Source organism: Desulfovibrio sp. JC022, from assembly GCF_010470665.1.
Taxonomy (GTDB): Bacteria; Desulfobacterota; Desulfovibrionia; order Desulfovibrionales; family Desulfovibrionaceae; genus Maridesulfovibrio.
Map to the genome: position 1 here is coordinate 260,179 of NZ_VOPZ01000001.1, position 22,627 is coordinate 282,805.

Sequence of the window (22,627 nt, forward strand, 5' to 3'; positions counted from 1 at the left end):
GTCTTCCTCTTCGAATGTTTTCAGAGTCCACTCGGGCAGAATTTCCAGCTGATGGTAGAGCTGCTCTACCGTTCCTTTGTCCACAAGGGCTGTTATTTCATCGGTTCGTGCAAAACGGAGATACCAACCTACCTCCAGTCCTACGCCTCAGCATTTGTTGCGGGCATCGACAATTTTTTGTTTGCTCATACCTGTCTCCGCTTAAATTTGAACTCCGCTGAAATAGGGATTGTGATTCATCTCGTCACCCACAGTGGTTGAAGGGCCGTGTCCGGCAAAGAGTTCAGTTTCTGCCGGGAGGGAGAATATCTTCTCTTTAACCGAGTTCAGCAATTGTTCGGTATCTCCATACGGAAAATCCGTCCTGCCGATGGAGCGGCGGAAAATGAGATCACCCACAATAGCTGCCTTCAAAGCCGGGAAGTGGAAGGTCAAGCTGCCCGGAGTATGACCGGGGGTGGAGTAAATTTTACATTCCAGCCCGATCAGTTCGGTCTCGCCTTCACCGATATGTTCGGTTTCAAAATGGGGAACTTCCGGGAAGCCCATCAGGCCGCCGCGCCCGACCTGTGTCTCCATGAGTACGAGGTCATCGTTTGAGGCGTAGATGGTTTTTCCGCTGGCATCAGCCAGTGCCCGGTTACCGAGAATATGGTCAAAGTGAAGATGGGTGTTCAGGATGCGTTCCAGTTCCACTCCGGTCTTTTTAAGATAGGAGAGTACCGGGGTCGGATCGCCGCCCGGATCAATGACCAGAGCCTTGTTTTCATTAATAATTACAAAGCAGTTGGTCTCAAGGGGACCGAGGGGAAAAATCTTGATTTCCATTAAAAATCCTCCAGCATATATTCTGAGAGTTCGTTTCGTTTTGAGTTGCCGCTCTGATCCGGGTGCCCGAGAGCGAGGACAACCTGAAGTTCGTATTTTTCAGCAGGAAGGCTTAGCGCTTCCAAGGCCTGATCCTGCTGATTGATGATTTCACCGAGCCAGACGGTTCCCAATCCGAGGGAGTGGGCCGCAAGCATCATGTTTTGGGTGCAGGCACCCGCGCCTTGATGATCTTTCATTTCGCTGTACATGGCCTGTTTGTCCAGAAAAATGCAGATCAGTACTTTGGCTGCCTTAACTATGTGCCCGTACTTGGTACACTCCGCAAGGGGGGCGACTCGTGCGTCATCCTCATGGATCACCAGAAAACGGTAGGGCTGGTTGTTCAGTCCGCTGGGTGCCCAGCGTCCGGCTTCCAGAATAGCGGTCAGCTCATCGTGTGATACCGGCTGGTCTGTAAATTTTCTAATGGAACGGCGTCCGTAAAGGGCTTCAAGTACAGGGTTGGTTGTATTCATAAAAGTCTCCGTCACTAAAAAGGTACGCCGCGAAAAATATTGATTTTATTGATGGCCCGGTCAAACTCTTTGGGGTTGAGTTCCCTGTTCAGGTCATGGTCAAAATCTTTAAAATTGCCTTTCAGCTGGATAGCCTCGGCTTCCTGCTCGTCAATTTTACCGTCATTGTTTGTATCTGCTTTTTCAAAGGATGGGATAGGCTGTCTGATCTCGTACTTATCGATAATAGCGCACTTGATGTGTCTTCCATCTGTATCGATAGTCACATCAATGAAAGTTCCGGGGTCAACGTAAAGCTTGGTGCAGGTATCGCCGGAATAGAGATCCTTGCCGTTGCTGGCTTCTAGGGCAAGTTTAACCTTGGCCTTGCCGCCTTTTTTATCAAAGCAGTCTTTATTATACAATGCATTGCAGGTGCAGTCGGCAATGGTTTTCGGCTTGATGCGCCCGAATTTAAAATCATTGGACTTACCCCAGACCCGGATAACGTTATCGGTATGGTTGATGACGGTGAAGATTTTTTCTTCAGCTGCTGCGGATGTAACGGTCATAGCCAGCAGAGCTGCGGGCAGGATTGCGGTTTTCAAGAAGCCTTTGATATTCATATTTCCCCCGGATTGTGATGTTGTTTTTTTTTAAACATACATGACCCTAATTGCAAGGACAGAAAAAAGCCCTCCCGGATTAATCCGGGAGGGCTTTGCAAGTCACTTTCGGCTTAAGCCGGGGAGGTTAGACCAGCTTGCCGAAGGACAGGATGATGTTCTTACGGTAAGTGCGGTTTTTCCAAACGGACTCTGCGCCGTCTTCTTCAATTTCACGGCTCAGAATTTTGCGAAGTTCTTCCTGCTGGACTTTGCCCAGATGCAGTTCACTGATGTCGCCCAGCAGAGCCAGAGGGTCAGTGTAATCAGCGGGAAAGGGCTCACTTTCATTGTCTCTACAGAAGAAACAGATTGTTCCTGAGTGGAAATTACCGGTGGCTTTTTTTACGATGTCGGTCATTGGATTGTCTCCATGTTTGCGTCTTGCTTCCAAAAGAATGCCCTGAAGCATTTGACGCCTGATGTTTTGCGTTGCAGTTCATGTGCCAAGCAAAACTTTCCTCATTCGGGCATTTTAGCGGCATCTGTTTTTTAGGTGGGAGCGCAAGTATCCATAAATCCTCCCACCGGATTTCCCGGTTAATGCTAACTGTAGGATTTGATTTAAATCTTGCTCAAACAACTCTAGTTGTTTTTTGGCGTACTTAGTTAGCGTTCCGGGTCTCCAGAAACGAAAAAAGGCATTCCCAATCGGAAATGCCTTCAAGAAATTCAATGTATTAAATCCCTCTCATGGACCCCGTATAGGGCAGGCATTGGCACCTTGCTGTTGGAGCAGGTTGCCGGATGGTCAACGGGCCTAAGTCCCTCACATCCTCTTCATGAGTAAATATTTTCGGTTCAAAGAACGTAGTGATAAGATATTCAGGTGATGGGATGGCGTCAAGTGGTTTTTTACTCCTCCCCGGCCATCCGAGCCAATTCAACCTCAACTTCAACAGAATCCAATTGCCGACAGGTGGTAAAAGTCTCTTTGTTAACCACACCTTTATGGATCAGGAAATGGCGTTCAGCCAGTTTTGCGAGCTGCGGCCAGTGGGTGATTACAATTAGCTGCTGGCGGTCGGCGAGGTCCTGCATTTTTTCGCCTACCCGGTTCAGGGTATGCCCGCCGATGCCGGAATCTACTTCATCAAAAATGAGGGTCGGCTTTTCGGATTCGCCTTGCAGTCCGGTTATTGCCAGCAGGAAACGGGAAAGCTCACCTCCGGATGCTATTTTGTCCAGCGGCTGGGCGGCTTGACCGGGGTTTGGAATCCACATCAAACGCCCGCGCATTTCATTGAGCCCAGGATAAAGTTCGTGGGGCTGAAATTCAAACTTAACCTGCACATGTTCGGAAAATCCCAGTCCTTTTAGCTCTGCCACAACACGGTCAGTAAGCTTTTTTGCGGCAATTTCGCGGGCTGTGGACAGTTTTATCAGTGCCTCGGAAAGCTGCTCGACCAGTTCTTTTTCCTTTTTTTCGATCTGGGCAAGCTCAAGAGCGCAGGAATCTAAGAAGTCTAAATTGTCTTGAATTTCCTGTTGCAGATCAACAATCTGATCAAGAGTCCGGCCTAATTTTCTTTTAAGTTTGGAAAGTTCGTAGAGCCGGGATTCAATGTCGTCGATGGATTCATTTGAATCAAAATCAAGAGGCTGGGCGCGCAGCTTACCTGCCAGTTCATCAAGAAAATGCTTGAATTCAATAACCGCTTCCCGGTCCTGACCAAAATCAGGAAAAAGTTCGCAGATACGTTCCATCTCCATGCCTAGTGCTGAAACCCCGCCGGAAACATCAAGTGGGCCGCGCATGATATCCATGGCGTTTTCAATACATTTCCCGGCATCTTCCTGCGCGCGGAGTGCGTTCTTCTTTTCGAGCAATTCATTTTCTTCATCGGGGTAGGGGGCTACTTTTTCAATTTCAGTTCGCTGAAATTCAAGGAAATCTTTTTTCTCCAGCAGGGAAGAGGAACGTTCTTTAAGTTCTTCTTTTTTGGTCAGCAATGTGCGTAGCTCAGTTAGGATGTCATCCTTTTTGATCGGCAGGGAAATGTCATCCAGAAATGTGTCCAGCATGCGGCATTGATAGGCAGGTTGGAGAAGCTTCTGCTGGGCGTGCTGGCTGGTGTGCAGGATCATGGATGCGCCCATTTCGCGGATGGTATTTTGAGAGCTGAGTTTGTCATCCACGTAAACACGGCTGCGGCCTGTTTCGGCGGAAAGTACCCGCCGTACAATGGACTCTGTCCCGTCCGGGTGAATGAATAGAGCTTCCACAAAAGCCTGCTCCTTGCCGGGGCGAACCATGTCCGGACGCATTTTTTGTCCGGTCAGGAAATCAATGGCTCGCAGGATGAATGATTTACCGGCTCCGGTTTCCCCGGTGAGTACATTCATGCCCGGTGAAAATTCGATTTCGGCATCTTCGATAAGAGCAAGGTCGCGTATTCTAAGCAGTTCCAGCATAATATTACCGTTATTGTTTCAGTCTGGGGTCGAGGATGTCACGCAGGGCTTCACCGAGAAGGTTGTAGCCGAGTACGGTCAGCAGGATTGCCATGCCGGGAAAGATGGACAGCCACGGCGCAATTTCCAGTACTTCCTTGCCGTCCATAAGCAGGTTGCCCCATGACGGATCGGGCGGCTGTACTCCAAGGCCGAGGAAACTGAGTGAGGACTCCACAAGGATAGCTCCAGCCACGCCAAGTGTTGCCGACACCAGCACCGGGGTAATGGCGTTGGGCAGGATGTGGGTCAGCATGATGCGGATCGGTCCCGCCCCGGCCAGACGTGAGGCCTGTACGAAATCGCGCTTGCGCAGGGATAGAGTCTCTGCACGCACCAGCCGCGCCACGCCCATCCATGAAGTAAAGCCGATGACGATCATGATGTTGGTCAGCCCCGGTTCAAGAAAGGCAATGACCGCGAGAATGAGGAAAAAAGATGGGAAGCAGAGCATGACATCCACCCCCCGCATGATGATTTCATCCACCAGTCCGCCGAAATATCCGGCAGCAAGCCCAAGTGCCAGCCCGATAGCTGTGGAAATTCCTACCGCCACAAAGCCGACCCAAAGAGAGACCCGTCCACCGTAGAGCATGCGGGCGAACACATCGCGACCTAGAGCGTCTGTGCCGAAAAAATGTGTTGCGCTGGGGCTTTGCAGCAGATGATCGACGTTCAGGGAATTGGGATCATAGGGAGTCAGCAAGGGCGCGAAAATAGCCGCCAGCGAGACTGTTCCCACAAGGAAAAGTCCGAGGTAGAGTAGTCCGTATTTTTGCAGTTTTGAGGGCGGGGTGAGTGGTTTCTTGTTACTCATTAATCCTGCCCTCCTGCGCGGATGCGGGGATCAGCCAGCCCGTAGGCCATGTCGGCCAGCAGGTTTCCTGCAAGGGTCAGCATGGCACCCAAGACCAGTGAACCCATGATCAGTGAATAGTCGCGGGCCATGACCGCTCCGTAAAAAAGCTGGCCCAGTCCGGGCAGGGCAAAGATGGATTCAATGATCACACTGCCGCCGATGAGTCCGGGAATGGACAGACCGAGGATGGTGATCACCGGAAGCAGGCCATTACGCAGGGCATGCTTGAAAAGAACTTTGCGCATGGGCAGCCCTTTGGCTTTGGCGGTGGTGATGTAATCCTGCCGCAGCACCTCAAGCATGGAAGAACGCATGAAGCGGGACATTCCAGCTAAGCTTCCGAAAGTATAGATAAAGATAGGTAAAGCCAGATGGCGGGCCAGATCAACAAATTTACCCCACGGTGAGAGGAATTCATAATCAAGGGAAGTCAGTCCGGATATGGGGAAAATTGGATAGTAAATGCCCAACCAGAGCATGAGCAGCAGGGCCAGCCAGAATCCCGGAACCGCGAAGCCGATGAAGACCAGCACGGTCATACTTCGGTCAAACCAGCCGTCCTGTTTCCATGCCGAGTACATGCCGATGGGTACAGCTATCATTAAAGTCAGAAATAATGAGGCCATGTTCATGCCGAAAGTCAGCGGCAACCGTTCTTTGATGCGATCCCAGACCGGGCGGCGGTCGCCGGACATGGACAGTCCGAAATCGAATTTCGCCAGACGGGTGACCCAACTGATGTATTGCTCGTGGATGGGTTTATCCAGTCCGTACAGTTTTTCCAGCTTTTGGCGGGTTTCAACTGTCGCAGTTGGATTCAAAGTGGTCTGCATGTCGGTGGGTGATCCGGGTGCAAGATGGATTACCCAGAAGCTGATTACCGTGATGCCGATGAAGACCACGGAAACCCATGCGAATTTCGAAAGTATCTTTAAGGCAATGTCCAGCATGGTACCTCGTTTAAAAATAGCAGGTTAGACAGCGTCAATCTGAAGAGAGGATACTGCAAGTCGAAGCTTGAGGCAATAGTTAATGTTTATAAAAAGTAAACGAATGTTTTGTTTTGTTTACAGATGATGATATGAAGCCCAGCTTAACCGAAGCGGACGGCTAGGGAAATCGATTTATATTAAAATAATTGAAAAAGAGAGTTGACAGCAGGTGCTGGTTTTTATAAATCCTTTTTCACCCAACACAAGTGGGGCTGTAGCTCAGTTGGGAGAGCGCTTGAATGGCATTCAAGAGGCCGTGGGTTCAATTCCCTCCAGCTCCACCAGATATTTCAAGGACTTACGACAACAGTTGTAAGTCCTTTTTTCTTTTGGGGGAACCGGGCGGGGAACATTTCGGTGGTTGCCAAGCCTAAACTTCCTTTAAGAAGATTTCACCGGTCCACTTATAGCCTTCTTCTTTAAAATCTTTAAAATACTTTGGGTCAGTGATGTTATTCTCGATAAGCCACCTGACAAATCGACCTTTAATGTGCTTTCCCTGATGACCTGCCGGCATCTTTTTTCCTGCTTTTTTCAGGACAAACTCAATCTCAATTCCATTATCATATTTCACAGCTTTCTTGTGTGCTTGCGGTAACAAATCAATAACAAATTTATCTTTTAATTGCTCTGAATTGGAATTCACCCATAACTTGGCAGCCTTTAATTTATCAATCTTCAAACGATAATTAGGAATCAAATCAGTAGGGATGACAAGACCAAATAGCCCTGAGACAATTAACACTTTTTTATCGAAGTCAGACTTGTTTTTCAAAGTTTGATAATCAATTGCGTCATAAACAACACCTGTATACCGTTTAATTGCTGGCATTGTTTTTGAGTTTAAGACTTCCTTATTTACAGTAACCGCTTTCTCGAGTGCCTTTTCCTTAAGCCCATATAACTTTTTAGGGTCAGCTTTTTTAATCGCTTCAATCAAGTCAGCAGCAATAACTGATACAGACTTTAAAGGAGTTTTATTTCCTCCGTCGGCTTTACCTTCAGATGGTGGAATTAAGATGATAGTTTTCATAAAAAATTTGGAGTTTCGTATGTTAAAAGAAATGGCATTTATCTATAAAAAAAGAGACTGATCAGTCAAAGACAATTTATTTACCTAAAATAAAAATAGAGCCTCCTTGTTTGGAGATCCGGGGAAGCCGTTGGCGGCACTCTGCTGCGGTGTAGATCTTTTGAAATCAAGATAATATTGAGAAACATCAGCCTGTCCTGTCAGCCCGCGCCGCAGCACGCCATTATGCATCCTGACCCAGTTGAAGTCCGGGTGGTAACTATTGATGATTGCAACCCGATATTCGTTTGCCAGCGCATTGCAAAAGAGAATCAACCCGATCAGCGCAGCGGTCAGAAATGGAAATGTCTTCATCGTTATTGTCTCTTTGCTCCATACAAGAAGTTGTTTAATATCCATCCGAGAATAGTATATTTTCTTGTTTCATGTTTATTTCACATAAAAAAATACAGGCTGAGCCTGCATTTTTATGAACTACACACATCATTCAATTCTTATCCTCACGACAACATTGACATCCCTCTCCTGACAAAGTAAAAATCACAAAATTTTATGTCGAATGTCGACATTTTCAAGTGAGAGATTTTGTATTGCAATCAAATTATTTTATTTAAGCATTCAGGTGCTTGCATGAGTTCAGCAAAATAAAGACAGGGGAGAAAGTTATGACTTTACGATCAAGAATGATAATCGCATTCGGGGTTATCTCAATACTTATCGCAGTATTGGGTATGTTTTCTGCTACCAAGCTGGAAAGTGTGGGCGCACTTACAGATTCTTTGTACAAACGTCCTTATGCGGTCAGTACTGCCATGCTGCGCATTGATGTGAATCTGATGCGTATCCAGAACGAAATGTCTCAGATTATTACATCATATGATAAACTTAGAATTGCCAAACATCGAAAGAATATTGATGACTATGATGCTGAAATTATGAATGATTTTGAACTTGTCGCTCAGCGGTCCCCTGAAGATAGGAGTAGTCTTTCCGGGTTGACCAAGGTCTATAGCCGTATGAGCACTTTGCAGCAGAATCTCATTGATACCCATGAAAAAGGGGCCTTGCGCAGTGTGATTAAAGCGGAAAGGGATAAAGAGGCCAAGCTGCATAAAGAACTTGAAACGGGCATGGAAAAGTTTATTGCTTCTGCCGAAGAGACTGCTGCGTCTTTCAATGCTGATGCGGCGGAAAGTGTTGCGCAGACGGGTAATATTTTGCGGGCAATGGTCGGGCTGGCTTTTGTATTTTCCATTGTTATTGCGCTCTGGATTTTGCGCTCTGTTCATCGCGCCCTCGGTAAAGACCCGGCTGAGCTTGAACAGGTTGTGTCTAAAGTTGTCAAAGGTCATTTTGAATTTGAAAGTGATGACAAGGCTCGCGGGGTCTATCGTCAAATTCTCAGTCTGGTGGACTCACTGAAAGGTTTCCAGAACGATACAGACGCGATTATCACTGCCATTGAAAAAGGTGAACTTGAGCGCAAAGGCGATGTATCCAAATATGAAGGCGGATTTGCAACTATGATTGAGGGTGTGAACACTCTTGTAACCCTCTATTGCGAACTGCTTAACTCATTGCCTGTGGGGATACTGACCAGAGGTAAGGACAGGGAAATCCTTTTTCTCAACAAAGCCGGAATGGACATCGGAGGGATTAATTCTTTTAATGGTAAGCAGTGCGATGACGTGCTGGGAACCAAAGCCTGCCGCGAAGGTCGTTGCATACCCGAGAAATGTATGGATAACGGTGCTAAGCAGAATTTTGAAACAACCGCACAGACTTCAACGGGAACTTATGAAGTCAGCAGTTCAGCATCACCAATTTTAGACCGCAATGGTCAAACTGTGGGCGCGCTTGAAATCATTATTAATCAGACCGAGATTAAAGCGGTGCAGAATAGGATTGTTGAAGTCGCTAATGCTGCGGATCAGATTTCCACTCGCCTTGCCACTTCTTCTGAAGAGCTTGCGGCCCAGATTGAGCAGGTCGGCAGGGGGGCGGAGATCCAGCAGCAGCGTGTTGGTGAGACCGCAACTGCCATTGAGGAAATGAATGCAACTGTACTTGAAGTAGCACGCAATGCCGCAGATGCTACCTTACAGTCTGAGCAGGCCGCAGAAAAGGCGCAGGATGGTGCCGGGCTTGTGGGAGAGGTTGTCACCTCCATCAATCAGGTTAATGGCATTGCCGGGGAGTTGCAGGGCAACATGCTCGAGTTGGGCAAACAGGCCGATTCCATTGGCGGCATAATGACAGTAATTCTTGATATTGCAGACCAGACAAACCTGCTTGCTCTTAATGCCGCAATTGAAGCAGCCCGTGCAGGTGAAGCCGGACGCGGATTTGCGGTGGTTGCTGATGAAGTTCGTAAGCTGGCGGAAAAGACCATGACCGCTACAAGTGAAGTAGGCGACAGCATTAAGGCCATTCAGAAATCATCGGAGCGTAATATCAGACAGGTGGAGTCGGCAGTGGACCAGATTGCCGCTGCAACCACTCAGGCCAATGACTCCGGTGTTGTGCTGGCGGATATTGTGACAGTTTCCGGTGAAAGTTCCGCCCTGATCAGCAGTATCGCGGCGGCTGCGGAAGAGCAATCCGCAACGTCAGAAGAGATTCATTCTGCTGTGGATGAGGTTCACAGGATTGTGAATGAGACTTCAGAGGGAATGATTGAGTCTTCCCGCGCTGTGCAAGAGTTGAACTCCCTTGCTCAGGATTTGCGGTCCATGCTTGAGAGATTGAATTCTTAATTAGAAAGGGGGCGGTGTTTTTATGGCACCGCCCCTCTTTTTTTGTATTGCAGATAGAAAAGATTAAAAATTATTCTTCAAAAAAAATTCTCTCCCGCTCCCATCTCTTCCGTACCCGGCAACACAGGTGGCCTTGAATTCGGCCTGTTCAATGGCAAGCAGGGAAATCCTGTCATAAGCAACGAGCATCATCAGCAGTTCGGGATCATTTCTTGTCCGGTGTTACTTTCCAAGTCTAATTACTGTCTCGGTAAGTTCGACAGCAAAAGATTCATCCATCTTCCCATGACCGATAAGCAACCTGTACCACATGGCCCCGAAGACCACGTCCACTAGTATGTCCAGATCTTGGGTAGGGGAAATTTCATTTGAGTCAACGGCCTGCTGAAGGATGGACTTAAGGGTTTCCTGACGTTTAGACACGAAATTATCCTTGAATCTGGTTCGGAATGAATCGTCATTCTGGGCCAGTGCCATTAGATAACGCAAGTTTTCGCCATCACCTTCATTTATTGATTTCATGGAGCGGCGCAGGAATTGGCCCAGAGTTGTCTGTAATGATTCATAATGCGGGACAGGAATTTTGCTATCCGCCTGAGTGAGCACCGCTTCCAGCACAATATCCGCCAATGAGGGCCACCAGCGATAGATGGTCGGTTTGCCTACTCCTGCCTTTTTGGCAATTGCTTCAATGGTTAGCTTTTTATCACTGTCTTCATTTAGAAGTTCATAAGTTGCGCTTAGTACTGCCTGTTTCGCTTTCTCGCTTCTGGGGCGTCCGGCTTTTGTCTTGGTCATGTTTTCACCTTGATTTTATCTGAAGTTGTCTTGTGCCATGCTCGATGTTTATTGACAAGTTTAATTACGTTACGTAGCGTAACGTAATAGTTCGAAGCCTAGCTATTAAAAAATACTGCAAATGGAGGAGCGAGATGAAGATAAAATCAGCAAAACTGGCCTGTTTTTCCCCAACAGGAACAACCGAAAAAGTGATTCAGGCTATTGCTACGGGGATTGGGGTTGAAGATTCAGATTTGGTAGATATTACCAAGCCGGCCCTAAGAGATCAGCCGTTTGAAATTTTTAAAGACGAACTTCTTGTTATTGGAGTCCCTGTGTATATGGGCCGGGTACCCGGTCTATTGCAAGGCTGGTTTGGTAAAATTAAGACCCACGGTAATCCGGTGGTCTGTGTTGTGGTTTACGGAAACCGTGTCTACGATGATGCCTTGCTTGAACTCAAAAATATCATGCAGCAGCAGGGGGCTGTTCCGGTGGCCTGTGCGGCATATATTGGTGAGCATTCTTTTTCAAATGAGGAAATTCCCACTGCACAGGATCGCCCTGATCCAAGTGATCTGAAGCATGCTGAAATGTTCGGAATAGATATTCGAGAAAAACTTGATTCAATCGCAGAACTTTCCGAAACCAATGTGCCGGATGTTCCCGGTGAATTTCCGTATCGGGGGATTACTGAATTGTGGAATGTCGATTTTATCGCAGTAAGCGATACTTGCGTTCAATGCGGGCTTTGCGTGGATATCTGCCCCACAGGAGCGATAGATGATGAAGACAGCGCGGCTATTGATCAGGTTAAATGTATTACCTGTTGTGCATGTCTTAAAAAATGTCCCCAGCAGGCCAGAACAATGAAGGACAGCCCGGTAAAAGATGCCCGCAAAAGGCTGAATAAGCTTTTTGCGGAGCCTAAAAAACCGGAGTTGTTTTTATAGCTGTGCGGTGATTGAAAGATATCAGGGGGGCGGGAAACGAATGGGACACGCCCGTCTCTTTTGTTATTTTCGATTGACCGGGAGTTTGATGGTGAAACGGGTCCAGTTGCCCGGCTCCGAGTCAATGGTCATGGAGCCTCCGTGCTGTTCGGTGATAATAAAATAGGAAACCGAAAGACCAAGGCCGGTTCCTTTGCCAACTGGTTTGGTAGTATAAAAAGGTTCAAATATTCGTAATCTGGTTTCTGCGTCCATCCCAGGTCCGTTGTCTTCTATTTGGATTACAACTTCCTGCCCTTCCTGAAATGTTTTTAAGGATAATTCGGGGGAAGATTTAATATATTGCTTTTCTTTCATGGCTTCAGCCCCGTTTTTCAAGAGATTGAAAAATACCTGCTGAACCTCGCTTCTCTCGCAATAGGCTTTGGAAATGTTTGCACCGTAATCACGTGTGATTTTGATTTTTTTAAAATCAAACTGTTTTTTCAGGTCATAGTCACTGGCAGCAATATCGATTGTTTCGTCAAGTAATTCCGCCATGTTGTGCAGCCCCATGTTCTGTTCACTTTTGCGGCTGAAACTTAGCATATTGCGGACAATGGTGGAGGCTCGTTCAGTGGAAGACTTAATGGCTTCCAGCATTTTAGGTATGTCGCGTTGATCCAGATAGCTGCGTATTTTTTCAAGAGATACTCCGCAGTGTTCGGCAGCTGTTCGATTGGCTGGAAGGTCTCCGAAAATACGCTTGTGCATATTGTATATGTTGCCGGAAATACCGGCCAGCGGGTTGTTTATTTCATGGGCCATTCCTGCCGCAAGTCCTCCAAGTGACATCATCTTTTCGGATTGGACCATGATCTGCTCCAGATGCACCTTGTCAGTTACATCATCCAGACGGATAACGGCTCCTTCAATTTCATTGCTTTTAAGGGGGTATATGGTGATATCCTCGTAGAGTGTTCTGCCGTCCTGCTGATAGGTAAGTCTACTTTCACTGCGAGGGGTTGAGCTTTGCATGGCTGTATGGATGTCCGCTATTTTTGGAGAGAGCTTTGGGTAGACTTCTTCAAGGTCACGCCCGGATACTTTTTCGCTCTTGATCCCTGATTCAAGTTCTGCTTGTGCGTTCCACTGGATTACCTTCGCTGAGCTATCCACCGCGATGAGTACGGAAGGCATGGAGTTGATGATATTGCTTAACAGGCTGCGCAGTTTTTGCATTTCCTGTTCTGATTTTAACCGTTCGCTGATATCGATGGCGGAAACAACAATACCTTGCAGGTCACCATCGTCAAAGACGGGCATTGAGTAATAATCGACCGGGACGAATGTTCCATCCTTTTTAATGAATGCATCGGTACCCCGCTGTGGTTGTCCATCCCTGAGCGTAGAGTGCAGCGGACATTCATCTATAGAATAAGGACTACCGTCTTTTTTAGTGGAATGACACATTTCGTGATGGTTTCGGTGAATGAGTTCTTCCTTGTTGTATCCCAGCATTTTGCAGGCTGCGGTGTTGATGAAAATAATGTTTCCCTCGTGATTTAATCCGAAGATAGCTTCGGCGGCCGAGGAAAGTACCATTTCATTCATGTTGTGCAACGTTGTTATTTCATGGAGTTTTTGTGCAAGATCACGATTGAGGTTGTTAATTTCTTTTTCTCTCAGTTGGATACTGGATGACATTTTTTCGAAAGCTGATGCTATTTTGTCAAATTCTTTGATCTCTTTCGGGGTGGGGGATGGAGTGTAATCCCCTCGTGAGACCTGCGCTGCAAGAGCCACAAGTTCATCAAAGTGGGAGGTTATTGTCTTAAGTTTAAAAATTAGAAAAAGCATGCCCAGAAAAAGTATCAGCAGGGCAAGAGTGATGAAGGCGATCGTGTAGACAACCAGATTGCGGTATACATCCTGCGAATTCTGGTAAATCGAAGCTATCCAGCGGGATGGGCCGATAGACGCTGCGTAGGCTGTGTCATAAAGTCTGTCGTCTTTGATTTGTATTTTTTTGACTGTTGAGCCGGAAATATCTTTAATAAGTTTAAAATGCGGGTCTTCATTTCTTTGTTGCACCTGAGTTTCATCTGTGTGGGCAATGTAGGTCCCGGTCTGGTCTGTAATTGCAAAAATGCTGTTTTTTTCTATGTTCAGTTCTTTTATCAGCGAGTTGAGGTTGGGAAATGTTACGTTGGCAATGAGCACTTCATTTTGGACAGGAATGGAGATCTGAAACACAGGGGTTCTGTGAGTGTCTGAAATTATAGCCGGGGACCAATAGGTTGTACCTTTTGAATGTGCATTTTTGAAAGAAGGATAGTTGGACATGTCCAAGCCTAGAACATCCTTGGAAAAAGGTGAAAGGGCATAGACAATCCCGTTGCTGTCAAGCAGTCGGACTTGATGTATTGCCCTGCTGGCGACAGTGATGGCTTGCAAATACATATCGGTTTGTGCCGGTGTGCTTTTGTTCTTCTCTATAGCTGCTGCACAGCCTTGCAGGGTGCTTTGAATATTATGCATTTCTTCTTCAACAATATTTACAATGAGTTTTGTAGAAGAATTGTTTATGGCTTCAATATTATCTTTAAATTGATCCAAAGTATAAAAATATACCAGTGCTGCAAAAAGCAGAAAAGGAATTGATGTCGATACTATGAAATGTACCGACATTATTTTCCTTAATGATTTTTTATTTTTCATACGAATTAGATATCGTTAACAAATTTACCGTTTTTGATGACGAGGATGTTGAACTCTTCTTTAACATCGCCATATTTATTAAATACTATTTCTGTACCGACAACATGGAATGTTTTTTTGTCCAGAATGCTGTGTTTTATTTGAGCGGAGTTGTCTGACTTTGCCTTTTCAAGGCCGTAAACAGCAATCTTAAATATTTTGGCATAGCAGGTATAAATAAATGACGGCTCTTTATTGTATCTGGAGATGTATTGTTTTTTTAAAGCAATTATTTCCGGGGCGACATTATCATAGTCGTGCAGTCCGATAAGCCGCATGCCTTCTACGGCCCTTCCGCCATGGGTGATAATATCATTTGACTGGGCCCAGCTGACCCCGAAAAAAGGCTCTTTTTTCAGTTTGGTCTTGCGCAGGGCCTGTGAAAGCATGGCAGCGTCAAAGCCGTTAGTAATGAAGAGAATGGAATCTGGATTTTTGGCGGATATCTTTTCGGCTATAGAAGTGAAATCCGGGTTTTGACTACTGAGGAAAGCAATTTCAACAGGGATTTCCTTACCGGCTTTCTTCATTATGCTTTTAAATCGATTGGCAATGGCAGTAGCATATTTTTTGTTTTCCATGTCACCGATAATGGCAGTTTTACCCAGCCCCAGAGAAATAGCACGGTCTGCGAGGGTGCTCGCCTGTCCGGTGCTGGAGGTTGCCGTACGCAGCAGGTTGTCATCCTTATCGGCAAGGAAGTCCGTGCTCATGGTCGGGCTCATGACCAATACATCTCGTCCTGCTATGGCTTCGGTGGTGGCTTGGGCCATGGCACTGGTGATTGGGCCTAAGATCAGGCGGACGTTGTTTTGGACTAGGTCTATTATGGCAGCCTTGGCTTCTTCCGGGGAGCTTTTGTCATCCCGGATCACCAGTTCGATTTTCCTACCATTTATTCCCCCTGCTTTGTTTTGTTCATCTGTCATCAGTTGCAGGGTGTTTCTGGCTGTTACTCCCAGTTCTGAAAAACGTCCTGTTATGCTGCCTACAAAGCCGATTTTAATAGGAGAAGTGTCTGAGCATGATGTTAATATCAGTAAAAGAGTTAACATTATGGCGCACCGTGGAAATATGATATTGCGGATAGATTTTTCCATAATTCTCTCTTGTTTGTTGCAGGCTGCCGCCGGGATATCACTCTCGGGCAGGGACAATTGAGTAGATTGAAACATATGATTTATTTTTAATCTGTACTCCATTTAAATACCATAACTATTGATAAAAATCTCGCATAATGTACATTTTGCTTTTACCTGTCGAAATTTTACCGGGCAATAATGCCAGCTGGATTAAGCGCAGGTTCTGGTATAAATTGATTTATCTGATGACATTGAAGGAGTCTTTTCCTTTGATTTTTCATATCTTATCTAGAGGTTAATTTCATGTCGATATATAAATCCATCTGCCCCTACGACTGTCCAACAACTTGCGGACTCCTTGTGGAGAGTGACGGGATACAAATTACCAAAGTGAAAGGCGATCCTGCTGACCCTATCTGCGGCGGACTGATCTGCCGTAAGATGCAGCGGTACGAAAAATCCATCCATTCTCCGGATCGTATACTCACGCCCCTGAAACGTACTGGAAATAATGGGGAAGGGACTTTTGAACCAATTTCATGGGATGAGGCCATTGATACCATTACCGGAAAATGGAAACAGGCCTTGAATGAACATGGCCCGGATTCCATCCTGCCGTTTTATTATTCCGGGGTAATGAGTATGATTCAGCGTAATTGCGGTGATGCCTTATTTAATAAGATGGGATCATGTCAGCTGATCAAGACTCTTTGCTCTTCAGCCAAGAGTGCCGGATATGGGGCCGTGATGGGGAATACCGGAGGGCTTGACCCCCGCGAACTTGCGGACAGTGATTTGTATATTGTCTGGGGCAGCAACATGAAGGCTACCCGTTTGCAGAGTATGCCCGATCTGGTCAAAGGACGTAAGCAGGGCAAGCGGGTTGTACTCATTGAATCTTTTGCCGGGGAGATGGCTGAATATTGCGATCAGGTGTTGCTCGTTAAGCCCGGAACAGACGGAGCCTTGGCTCTCGGCATAATGCATGTGCTGGCGAAGGAAGAGCTGGATGATGCGGAATTTTTACAAGCTGAGGCCGTTGGGTATGCTGAATTCAAGGCCACGTTAGATCAATATACCCCGGAATGGGCCGAATCAGTGACCGGCGTCCCGGCACAGGTGATCGTTGAACTTGCCCGTGAATACGCAGCAGCTTCGGCCCCGGCAATAATTCTCGGCAGCGGCAATTCCCGTTACCGGAACGGCGGTATGACTGTTCGTTTGATAACCATTCTTTCTGCTTTTACAGGAGCATGGAAACAGCCCGGCGGAGGGCTTTGCGGTTGTCATCCGGGAAGTAGAACGTGTGTGGATGCTGCGCGCATTACCCATCCTGATTTCCGTGAAAGGGAAGGGCGCAAAGTAAATATCAATCAGCTTGCCATGGCCTTAAAAGAGGAAGAGGGTCAGAAGCCAATTCGTTGTCTGCATATTTACGGCAGCAATCCGGTGGGTTCTGTTTCCAATCAGCTTGGCATTCAGCAGGGGCTGCTTAATCCTGATCTTTTCACTGTGGTCCATGAACGGTTCATGACCGACACCGCACGTTATGCGGATATCATTCTTCCGGCGACCTTTTCTGTTGAGCAGTCTGATTGTTACAGTTCATACGGGTATTGCTCATTCGGCGCGGCATATAAAATTGTTCCCACCCCCGGAGAGTGTAAAAGTAACTGGGATATCTTTTGTCTTCTCGCCAAAGCTATGGGGTACGATGACAGCCATTTTGAGCGCAGTGAAGATGAATTGCTTGAGGAGCTTTTGGATAATCCCATGGAAGGATTGCAAGGTATAACTGCTGATCAGCGGGATAGGCTGAAAACCGGGGGCATGATATCTTTGCCTTTTGCCGATCACACAGACTGGCAGACTACTTCAGGCAGGATAAATATCATAAGTAAAGAGCTGGACGAACCTGTCCCGTATTATCAAGAGTGTCACGGAGGATCTTTTCCGCTACGGTTGATTGCGGTACCCAGTACCGAGACACTCAATTCTGTTTTTCTTGAGCGAGAGGAACTTGTTGAAAGCCGGGGAGACATGTTTTTGGATATTCATCCTGATGATGCTGCAGCCCGGTCAATTAACGACGGCGATAGCATTGTTGCCTATAATGATCTGGGCGAGGTTACATTCACAGCCAGAGTCACTGCGCATGTGGCAAAAGGGGCTGTCGCTGCTGCGGGCATCTTCATGGCCCGCCAGTCCGCCAACGGTAATCTGGTCAATACTCTGCATCACGAACGGCTTTCGGATATTGGTGAGGCAACCACGCTAAATGATAATACTGTCGATATTCGGCGTGAATTAAAGCCTTAGATCATATTGAAGGTAGTGTTTGGGTTGAAGTTTTTTGATTTAATTGGATGAAGGGTGTTGACAGCCAGCGCAGGATTCTATAAACACATCTTCACCCAACACAAGTGGGGCTGTAGCTCAGTTGGGAGAGCGCTTGAATGGCATTCAAGAGGCCGTGGGTTCAATTCCCTCCAGCTCCACCAAGATTTTTTCTAAGAATTAAGCCTAGTTATCAGTATTTTGATAACTAGGCTTTTTTCGTTGTGGTGAATCTGTCGGTCAATTGGTCGTCAACATTTGTTGGGGGGGGCTGGGTGTGGTCTGCCCCCTATAAGGAGGTAGGTAGAGCCGTCGTAGGATATGAAGGATTTACCGTAACCAGCCTTGATACATGCCTCCCGAAAAGTTTTTCAGATCGATTGCCATACAACCAGAGTACAACTTATTTTAGTGTAAGAGGGTGAATAAAACCCTGTAAATTCAATTCCAATTCTTCTTTTGTTAATATGCTTTAAAAGGCAGAATTTCTTTGTTAAGAACAACAGAGAGGGGCAATAATTCAAGCTCTTGCTGATAATGAAGTTTCTGAAATAATGGAATACAAAACAACGAGGACAGGAAATGAACAAAGAACATGAAGAACTTAAAAGCATTTATATAGGCTACCACCCTCGGGCGCATGACGGCAGCTCTCCACAATCACGCAGCCGTAGCGATTCCATTGCGATTATGGACGCATTCAACAAAAAGCAGGGTGAAGGTAGTTTGCGGGCTGAGGTTGTCGAAATCGCCTTCTTCAGCGGCGATCTTTGCGCTGTTACCGTTATGGAGGACAAAATCGGTAAAGTCTGGCAGTACCTCTAATTTCATCCAGAACTTGTCTTTCGATTAGTTCATAAATTGTAAGGGGTTCAGTGGGTTCAGTTTCCTCCAACTCCACCGTATATTTCAAGGATTTACAATGCAAATTGTAAGTCCTCTTTTTGTGCCTTACGTACAAAACACGGGGTCCATTCCATTAAAGGGGCGGCAGCCCAGCTAACTATATTTCTGACTGTTGTTTAGTTTTTCAACGATTAAAATATATTATGAATATTTCTAGTCTTCCTTCATCTCGTTTGGTCGCTATAGCTCGATTTGTTGAATTGGTGAGAGGCTCTACACGCAATACAATGTTCCTAACAATTCGAACCGCCCATATCTCATAAATTATCCAATTATTGCAGTATTGATTGATTGTGTCTTTGTAAGTCTAAAACCTATATCCCTTGACATGGTAGTCTGTTGTTGAATATTGCAGCATGACAATCATTACTAAGGAAATATATAGTGCGCTCATCTCGCTTTGCTGCAATTTTACAATTGTTTTTGTCTTTTACTATCGCTTTTTTGCTGTTGCCTTGCTTCGTTATTGCTGAAGATAGTGCTGCATCCACGCCTAAACTTTTTTTTCAGAACCAGCAGGTAGATCCTTTGGAGTCCGCTTTGGGTTCTTCCATTCTGCGATCAAATACTCTTCATCCATCCTCTGTAAAATCTGATGATTCTAAGCCGGCTTCGAAAGAAGCCTTTTCGAAACGGTTGTTCTTTTCCGCCCCAATTGCAGTGGAAGAATATGATTACTATGTCGTGCAATTTTCCGGTCCTGTGCAATCTGCATGGAAGACCTCTTTATCAAAGCAGGGTGCTGTCTTTTATGACTATATTCCGCAGTATGCGTTCATCATCAAGCTTGGTACGGCAAAGGTCAGTGCTGTTGAAGGACTTAGTTTCGTTCGCTGGATTGGCAAATATGCTACTGATTTAAGGTTGTCCAGTGCTGTGTATGACATCACTGCCGGAAAACTTCAGGCGCAGGGCAGCCTTTTAAATGTTCGGGTGATTGCTTTTCCCGGTGAAGATGTGGATTCACTGGCAAGCAAAATCCGTTCGGCAGGAGGGTCTGTCCTCTCGAGTTCTTCCTCTGAATGGAATGTTCAGCTTGAAGTTAAAATTTCCATTCAAAATGTTGGTGGTCTTAAAGACATAAAGGGTGTGAAATGGATTGAAAAAGCACCTGAGCATCGCACGGATAATAATATTGCAGTGGGCATAATCGAAGCCCGTTCAGTGCAGGATAAAAAGTGGCCTGTTTCAGGCAGCAATCTTTTTGGTGAGGGGCAGATTGTCGCTGTTTGTGATAGTGGAATTGATACTGGAGATGTTGATAATCTTCATGCTGATTTCAGCGACGGACAAGGGGCAAGCAGGGTCATAAACAATACTGTATTTTCGGCTTCTAGTACTGAAGATTGCAGTGGGCATGGAACTCATGTGGCTGGGATTATTGCTGGAAATGGTATGAAGTCAGGATCTTCACCTGTTGAAAATTCTTTCTCCGCTAATTGCTATGCCGGGATTGCTCCTAAGTCCCAACTTTATGTCCAGAGCGTGGGGGCTGTAGGAGGCGGTTCCAGTTTGCCGGGTATTCCCTCGGATTTGTCAAAGCTCTTTCAACCCGCCTTTGATGCCGGAGCCCGTATTCACAGTAATAGTTGGGGGACCTCCGGGGCCGGGGATTATAATAGTGAATGCGTCAGCGTTGATCAATTCATGTGGAGTAATAAAGATTTTTTGATTCTTTTTGCAGCAGGTAATGCCGGATATGACAAAGATCAAGACGGTATTGTTGATCTTTACTGCATTGATACTCCATCCACAGCCAAGAATTGCCTCACTGTAGGTGCTTCCGAGTCATACCGCACTGGAATCAGTGAGGGTTTTGCTGCCAGACGCTGGGATTCATTCAGGTCCTATGCTGATCCTGTCGGTCCTGACCTGACTTCTGATGAGCCGTACGGCGTAGCCGCTTTTTCCAGTCGAGGTCCAACTCTCGATGGTCGTTACAAACCGGAGGTGATCGCTCCGGGCACAAATATTCTTTCAACCCGGTCTTCGAAGCAGTCCGGTAATGGGTGGGGTGCTTTCAATGATTATTATTACTGGTCCGGGGGAACCAGCATGGCAACCCCGCTGGTTTCCGGTACAGCGGCTGTTTTTCGTGAATATCTGATCAGGGAAGAAGAATTAACTGCTCCAAGTGCAGCTCTGATTAAAACAAGTCTTATTCATGGGGCAATCTCACTTGCTCCCGGTCAGTATGGAACAGGAGCAGCACAGGAAGTTCACGATGCTCCTGATGATGTGCAGGGCTGGGGACGGGTGAACCTTGAAGCATCCATTAATTCCGATGGTCGGTATGAGGTTGAGTACCACGACATAAAGGATTCACCTCCTGCTGATGATACTTATTTGAAAAATTTTACCTTTGATGTTGAAAATGATGAAAAGCCATTTAAGGCAACACTTGGCTGGACTGATTATCCGGGATCGACCGCTGTTTCGGGCGGTCTGGTTAATGATTTGGATTTAAGGGTTCAGCAGCCTGACGGAACATGGGTTTATCCTGATAATGCCATCAGCCTCAGTCCTTTGACTAAATATGTATATGTTACCGGTGTTAATGGTATTTATGAGGATGACGTAATTGGTCTTCGAGTTACTCCGCCTTCCTATCCCAGCACCCTTGAATCGGTCGTTCTTTTCTTTGCCCAAGGCAGTAGTATGACTGAAGAGGTTTCCATTGTTATATATCGATATGATGGTGGGGTCGGGGATGAAGTTTATAGAAAATCGTTTGCATATATCCCGGGGGGAGAACAGGCATTACCCATTGGGCTGACTATTGCCGAAGGTAGTGTTGTGGTCGCTGTTGAGCAGAGCGGCGCTTCATACGGTCTTTATTATCAGGATGGAAATCCGACTACCCGCAGTTTGATTAAAGTTGGGGATGTTTGGCAGGAGGCTACAGTCACTCCGGCTATGGGAGTTTCTTTCAGGACAAAGGTTGCAGCAACAAATTTTGATCGTTTGAATAACACTGTATCTGTGACTATCGATAAACCGCAGGTGGGCACATATAAGGCGGAAGTTACGGCGAATAACATTCCTGTTGGGCCACAGCCGTATGCATTAGTGATGAGCGCAATGGTTGGTGATACTCCGACAGCGGGTAGTCTTGAACTTAATACTGACCAGCCTAATGCGCCGAAATCAACTTTTTTGAGCAAAACCCATTCTTCCCGTACAGTTGAAAATGTAAACAGTGTATATGGAACTGCGCTTGAGACCGTGTATAGCGATCAGTCTGCATTCAGCATACAGACGGAAGAAAATAGTGCCGTCAGTGTTCGCTATGCTGCAACCGGACTGCCTTCTGTTAAAGCAAATGAATTAACCCTCGCAAAACTTTTCAATAACGGCACCAATAAGAATTTTAATTACGCTAATTTAGAGGATTATACGGATGGAAATTGGTGGCTTACAGATGTTTCGGGAAAATTTATTGATCCGGTCAATATACTGAATGCAACCAGTTCATATTATGTGATCTCAGTCATTAAAGATAACGGTCTTTATGATGAAAACCCAGAAGCAGGGGTGGTGGATGATCCTCAGATACTTGGCATGAACGGAGCAGGGAGTAACGGAACAGGATGCACTGTGGGAATGAATGACGAGTATAGTCTGCTTCTTTTACTGGCGATTGCATTGATTTCTTTGTTATTACGAAGAAAGAACGGATGAAGTCCTTGGTTGGATAAGAAAGACTTCACCCAAAATGTTTTTGTTTTAATATACTTCACAGTTAA

17 protein-coding genes, 2 tRNA genes and 1 riboswitch are annotated in these 22,627 nt (G+C 46.2%); of the genes, 7 read left to right on the top strand and 12 right to left on the bottom strand.

The window, feature by feature from the left end; translation table 11 throughout:
- Nucleotides 1–201: 201 nt before the first annotated feature.
- From FMS18_RS01080 to FMS18_RS01110, 7 genes are all read right to left on the bottom strand, one after another.
- Nucleotides 202–828 carry an MBL fold metallo-hydrolase gene (locus FMS18_RS01080; protein WP_163291889.1) on the bottom strand — a complete coding sequence of 209 codons (627 nt, stop codon included), beginning with the start codon at nucleotides 826–828 and terminating at the stop codon, nucleotides 202–204.
- Complete coding sequence (locus FMS18_RS01085) at nucleotides 828–1,346, bottom strand: nitroreductase (RefSeq protein WP_163291890.1); 519 nt, start codon at nucleotides 1,344–1,346, stop codon at nucleotides 828–830. Before FMS18_RS01085 ends, FMS18_RS01080 begins: the two co-directional genes overlap by 1 nt.
- A 14-nt stretch (nucleotides 1,347–1,360) precedes the next feature.
- Nucleotides 1,361–1,951, bottom strand: coding sequence for a hypothetical protein (locus tag FMS18_RS01090; RefSeq protein WP_163291891.1), 591 nt, complete (start codon nucleotides 1,949–1,951; stop codon nucleotides 1,361–1,363).
- Nucleotides 1,952–2,078: 127 nt separating this feature from the next.
- The gene (locus FMS18_RS01095; RefSeq protein WP_239060912.1) at nucleotides 2,079–2,351 is read right to left on the bottom strand and encodes a hypothetical protein; all 273 of its coding nucleotides are present in this window, start codon (nucleotides 2,349–2,351) and stop codon (nucleotides 2,079–2,081) included.
- 327 nt (nucleotides 2,352–2,678) lie between these two features.
- Nucleotides 2,679–2,779: riboswitch (SAM riboswitch) on the bottom strand.
- A gap of 66 nt (nucleotides 2,780–2,845) precedes the next feature.
- Complete coding sequence (locus tag FMS18_RS01100; RefSeq protein ID WP_163291893.1) at nucleotides 2,846–4,405, bottom strand: AAA family ATPase; 1,560 nt, start codon at nucleotides 4,403–4,405, stop codon at nucleotides 2,846–2,848.
- A gap of 10 nt (nucleotides 4,406–4,415) precedes the next feature.
- On the bottom strand, nucleotides 4,416–5,261 hold the full coding sequence (locus tag FMS18_RS01105; RefSeq protein ID WP_163291894.1) for an ABC transporter permease: 846 nt from the start codon (nucleotides 5,259–5,261) through the stop codon (nucleotides 4,416–4,418).
- Nucleotides 5,261–6,253, bottom strand: a complete 993-nt coding sequence (locus FMS18_RS01110; protein WP_163291895.1) for an ABC transporter permease — start codon at nucleotides 6,251–6,253, stop codon at nucleotides 5,261–5,263. The genes FMS18_RS01105 and FMS18_RS01110 overlap by 1 nt, the downstream gene beginning before the upstream one ends.
- A 250-nt stretch (nucleotides 6,254–6,503) precedes the next feature.
- On the opposite strand from FMS18_RS01110, the gene FMS18_RS01115 reads away from it, so the two are divergent.
- A tRNA-Ala gene (locus FMS18_RS01115) sits at nucleotides 6,504–6,579 on the top strand.
- Nucleotides 6,580–6,665: 86 nt separating this feature from the next.
- Here the strand turns inward: FMS18_RS01115 and FMS18_RS01120 are convergent.
- Nucleotides 6,666–7,328, bottom strand: a complete 663-nt coding sequence (locus FMS18_RS01120; RefSeq protein WP_163291896.1) for a YaaA family protein — start codon at nucleotides 7,326–7,328, stop codon at nucleotides 6,666–6,668.
- 84 nt (nucleotides 7,329–7,412) lie between these two features.
- Nucleotides 7,413–7,682 (bottom strand): hypothetical protein, encoded by a 270-nt coding sequence (locus tag FMS18_RS01125; protein WP_163291897.1) that lies wholly within the window; start codon nucleotides 7,680–7,682, stop codon nucleotides 7,413–7,415.
- Between the two features lie 311 nt (nucleotides 7,683–7,993).
- Between FMS18_RS01125 and FMS18_RS01130 the strand changes: the two genes are divergently transcribed.
- A complete protein-coding gene (locus FMS18_RS01130; RefSeq protein ID WP_163291898.1) occupies nucleotides 7,994–10,084 on the top strand; it encodes a methyl-accepting chemotaxis protein in 2,091 nt (696 codons plus the stop codon).
- 222 nt (nucleotides 10,085–10,306) lie between these two features.
- On the opposite strand, the gene FMS18_RS01135 is transcribed toward FMS18_RS01130, so the two are convergent.
- Complete coding sequence (locus FMS18_RS01135) at nucleotides 10,307–10,882, bottom strand: TetR/AcrR family transcriptional regulator (RefSeq protein ID WP_163291899.1); 576 nt, start codon at nucleotides 10,880–10,882, stop codon at nucleotides 10,307–10,309.
- Between the two features lie 134 nt (nucleotides 10,883–11,016).
- Here FMS18_RS01135 and FMS18_RS01140 point away from each other — a divergent pair, with 134 nt between their 5' ends.
- A complete protein-coding gene (locus FMS18_RS01140; protein WP_163291900.1) occupies nucleotides 11,017–11,817 on the top strand; it encodes an EFR1 family ferrodoxin in 801 nt (266 codons plus the stop codon).
- Between the two features lie 63 nt (nucleotides 11,818–11,880).
- Here the strand turns inward: FMS18_RS01140 and FMS18_RS01145 are convergent, their stop codons facing one another.
- Nucleotides 11,881–14,487: a PAS domain S-box protein gene (locus tag FMS18_RS01145; protein ID WP_163291901.1), complete on the bottom strand. Its 2,607-nt coding sequence runs from the start codon at nucleotides 14,485–14,487 to the stop codon at nucleotides 11,881–11,883.
- 35 nt (nucleotides 14,488–14,522) lie between these two features.
- Nucleotides 14,523–15,611 carry an ABC transporter substrate-binding protein gene (locus tag FMS18_RS01150; RefSeq protein ID WP_163291902.1) on the bottom strand — a complete coding sequence of 363 codons (1,089 nt, stop codon included), beginning with the start codon at nucleotides 15,609–15,611 and terminating at the stop codon, nucleotides 14,523–14,525.
- 330 nt (nucleotides 15,612–15,941) lie between these two features.
- Between FMS18_RS01150 and FMS18_RS01155 the strand changes: the two genes are divergently transcribed.
- From FMS18_RS01155 to FMS18_RS01170, 4 genes are all read left to right on the top strand, one after another.
- Nucleotides 15,942–17,957 (top strand): molybdopterin-dependent oxidoreductase, encoded by a 2,016-nt coding sequence (locus FMS18_RS01155; RefSeq protein ID WP_163291903.1) that lies wholly within the window; start codon nucleotides 15,942–15,944, stop codon nucleotides 17,955–17,957.
- A 106-nt stretch (nucleotides 17,958–18,063) separates the two neighbouring features.
- A tRNA-Ala gene (locus FMS18_RS01160) sits at nucleotides 18,064–18,139 on the top strand.
- Nucleotides 18,140–18,557: 418 nt separating this feature from the next.
- Complete coding sequence (locus FMS18_RS01165; protein WP_163291904.1) at nucleotides 18,558–18,800, top strand: hypothetical protein; 243 nt, start codon at nucleotides 18,558–18,560, stop codon at nucleotides 18,798–18,800.
- A gap of 621 nt (nucleotides 18,801–19,421) precedes the next feature.
- Complete coding sequence (locus tag FMS18_RS01170) at nucleotides 19,422–22,562, top strand: S8 family serine peptidase (protein WP_239060914.1); 3,141 nt, start codon at nucleotides 19,422–19,424, stop codon at nucleotides 22,560–22,562.
- Nucleotides 22,563–22,627 lie beyond the last annotated feature (65 nt).

Bases quoted from the DNA above. Each gene is read 5' to 3' on its own strand.
- FMS18_RS01080 (WP_163291889.1), bottom strand. From the start codon at position 828: ATGGAAATCAAGATTTTTCCCCTCGGTCCCCTTGAGACCAACTGCTTT.
- FMS18_RS01085 (WP_163291890.1), bottom strand. From the start codon at position 1,346: ATGAATACAACCAACCCTGTACTTGAAGCCCTTTACGGACGCCGTTCC.
- FMS18_RS01090 (WP_163291891.1), bottom strand. From the start codon at position 1,951: ATGAATATCAAAGGCTTCTTGAAAACCGCAATCCTGCCCGCAGCTCTG.
- FMS18_RS01095 (WP_239060912.1), bottom strand. From the start codon at position 2,351: ATGACCGACATCGTAAAAAAAGCCACCGGTAATTTCCACTCAGGAACA.
- FMS18_RS01100 (WP_163291893.1), bottom strand. From the start codon at position 4,405: ATGCTGGAACTGCTTAGAATACGCGACCTTGCTCTTATCGAAGATGCC.
- FMS18_RS01105 (WP_163291894.1), bottom strand. From the start codon at position 5,261: ATGAGTAACAAGAAACCACTCACCCCGCCCTCAAAACTGCAAAAATAC.
- FMS18_RS01110 (WP_163291895.1), bottom strand. From the start codon at position 6,253: ATGCTGGACATTGCCTTAAAGATACTTTCGAAATTCGCATGGGTTTCC.
- FMS18_RS01120 (WP_163291896.1), bottom strand. From the start codon at position 7,328: ATGAAAACTATCATCTTAATTCCACCATCTGAAGGTAAAGCCGACGGA.
- FMS18_RS01125 (WP_163291897.1), bottom strand. From the start codon at position 7,682: ATGAAGACATTTCCATTTCTGACCGCTGCGCTGATCGGGTTGATTCTC.
- FMS18_RS01130 (WP_163291898.1), top strand. From the start codon at position 7,994: ATGACTTTACGATCAAGAATGATAATCGCATTCGGGGTTATCTCAATA.
- FMS18_RS01135 (WP_163291899.1), bottom strand. From the start codon at position 10,882: ATGACCAAGACAAAAGCCGGACGCCCCAGAAGCGAGAAAGCGAAACAG.
- FMS18_RS01140 (WP_163291900.1), top strand. From the start codon at position 11,017: ATGAAGATAAAATCAGCAAAACTGGCCTGTTTTTCCCCAACAGGAACA.
- FMS18_RS01145 (WP_163291901.1), bottom strand. From the start codon at position 14,487: ATGTCGGTACATTTCATAGTATCGACATCAATTCCTTTTCTGCTTTTT.
- FMS18_RS01150 (WP_163291902.1), bottom strand. From the start codon at position 15,611: ATGTTAACTCTTTTACTGATATTAACATCATGCTCAGACACTTCTCCT.
- FMS18_RS01155 (WP_163291903.1), top strand. From the start codon at position 15,942: ATGTCGATATATAAATCCATCTGCCCCTACGACTGTCCAACAACTTGC.
- FMS18_RS01165 (WP_163291904.1), top strand. From the start codon at position 18,558: ATGAACAAAGAACATGAAGAACTTAAAAGCATTTATATAGGCTACCAC.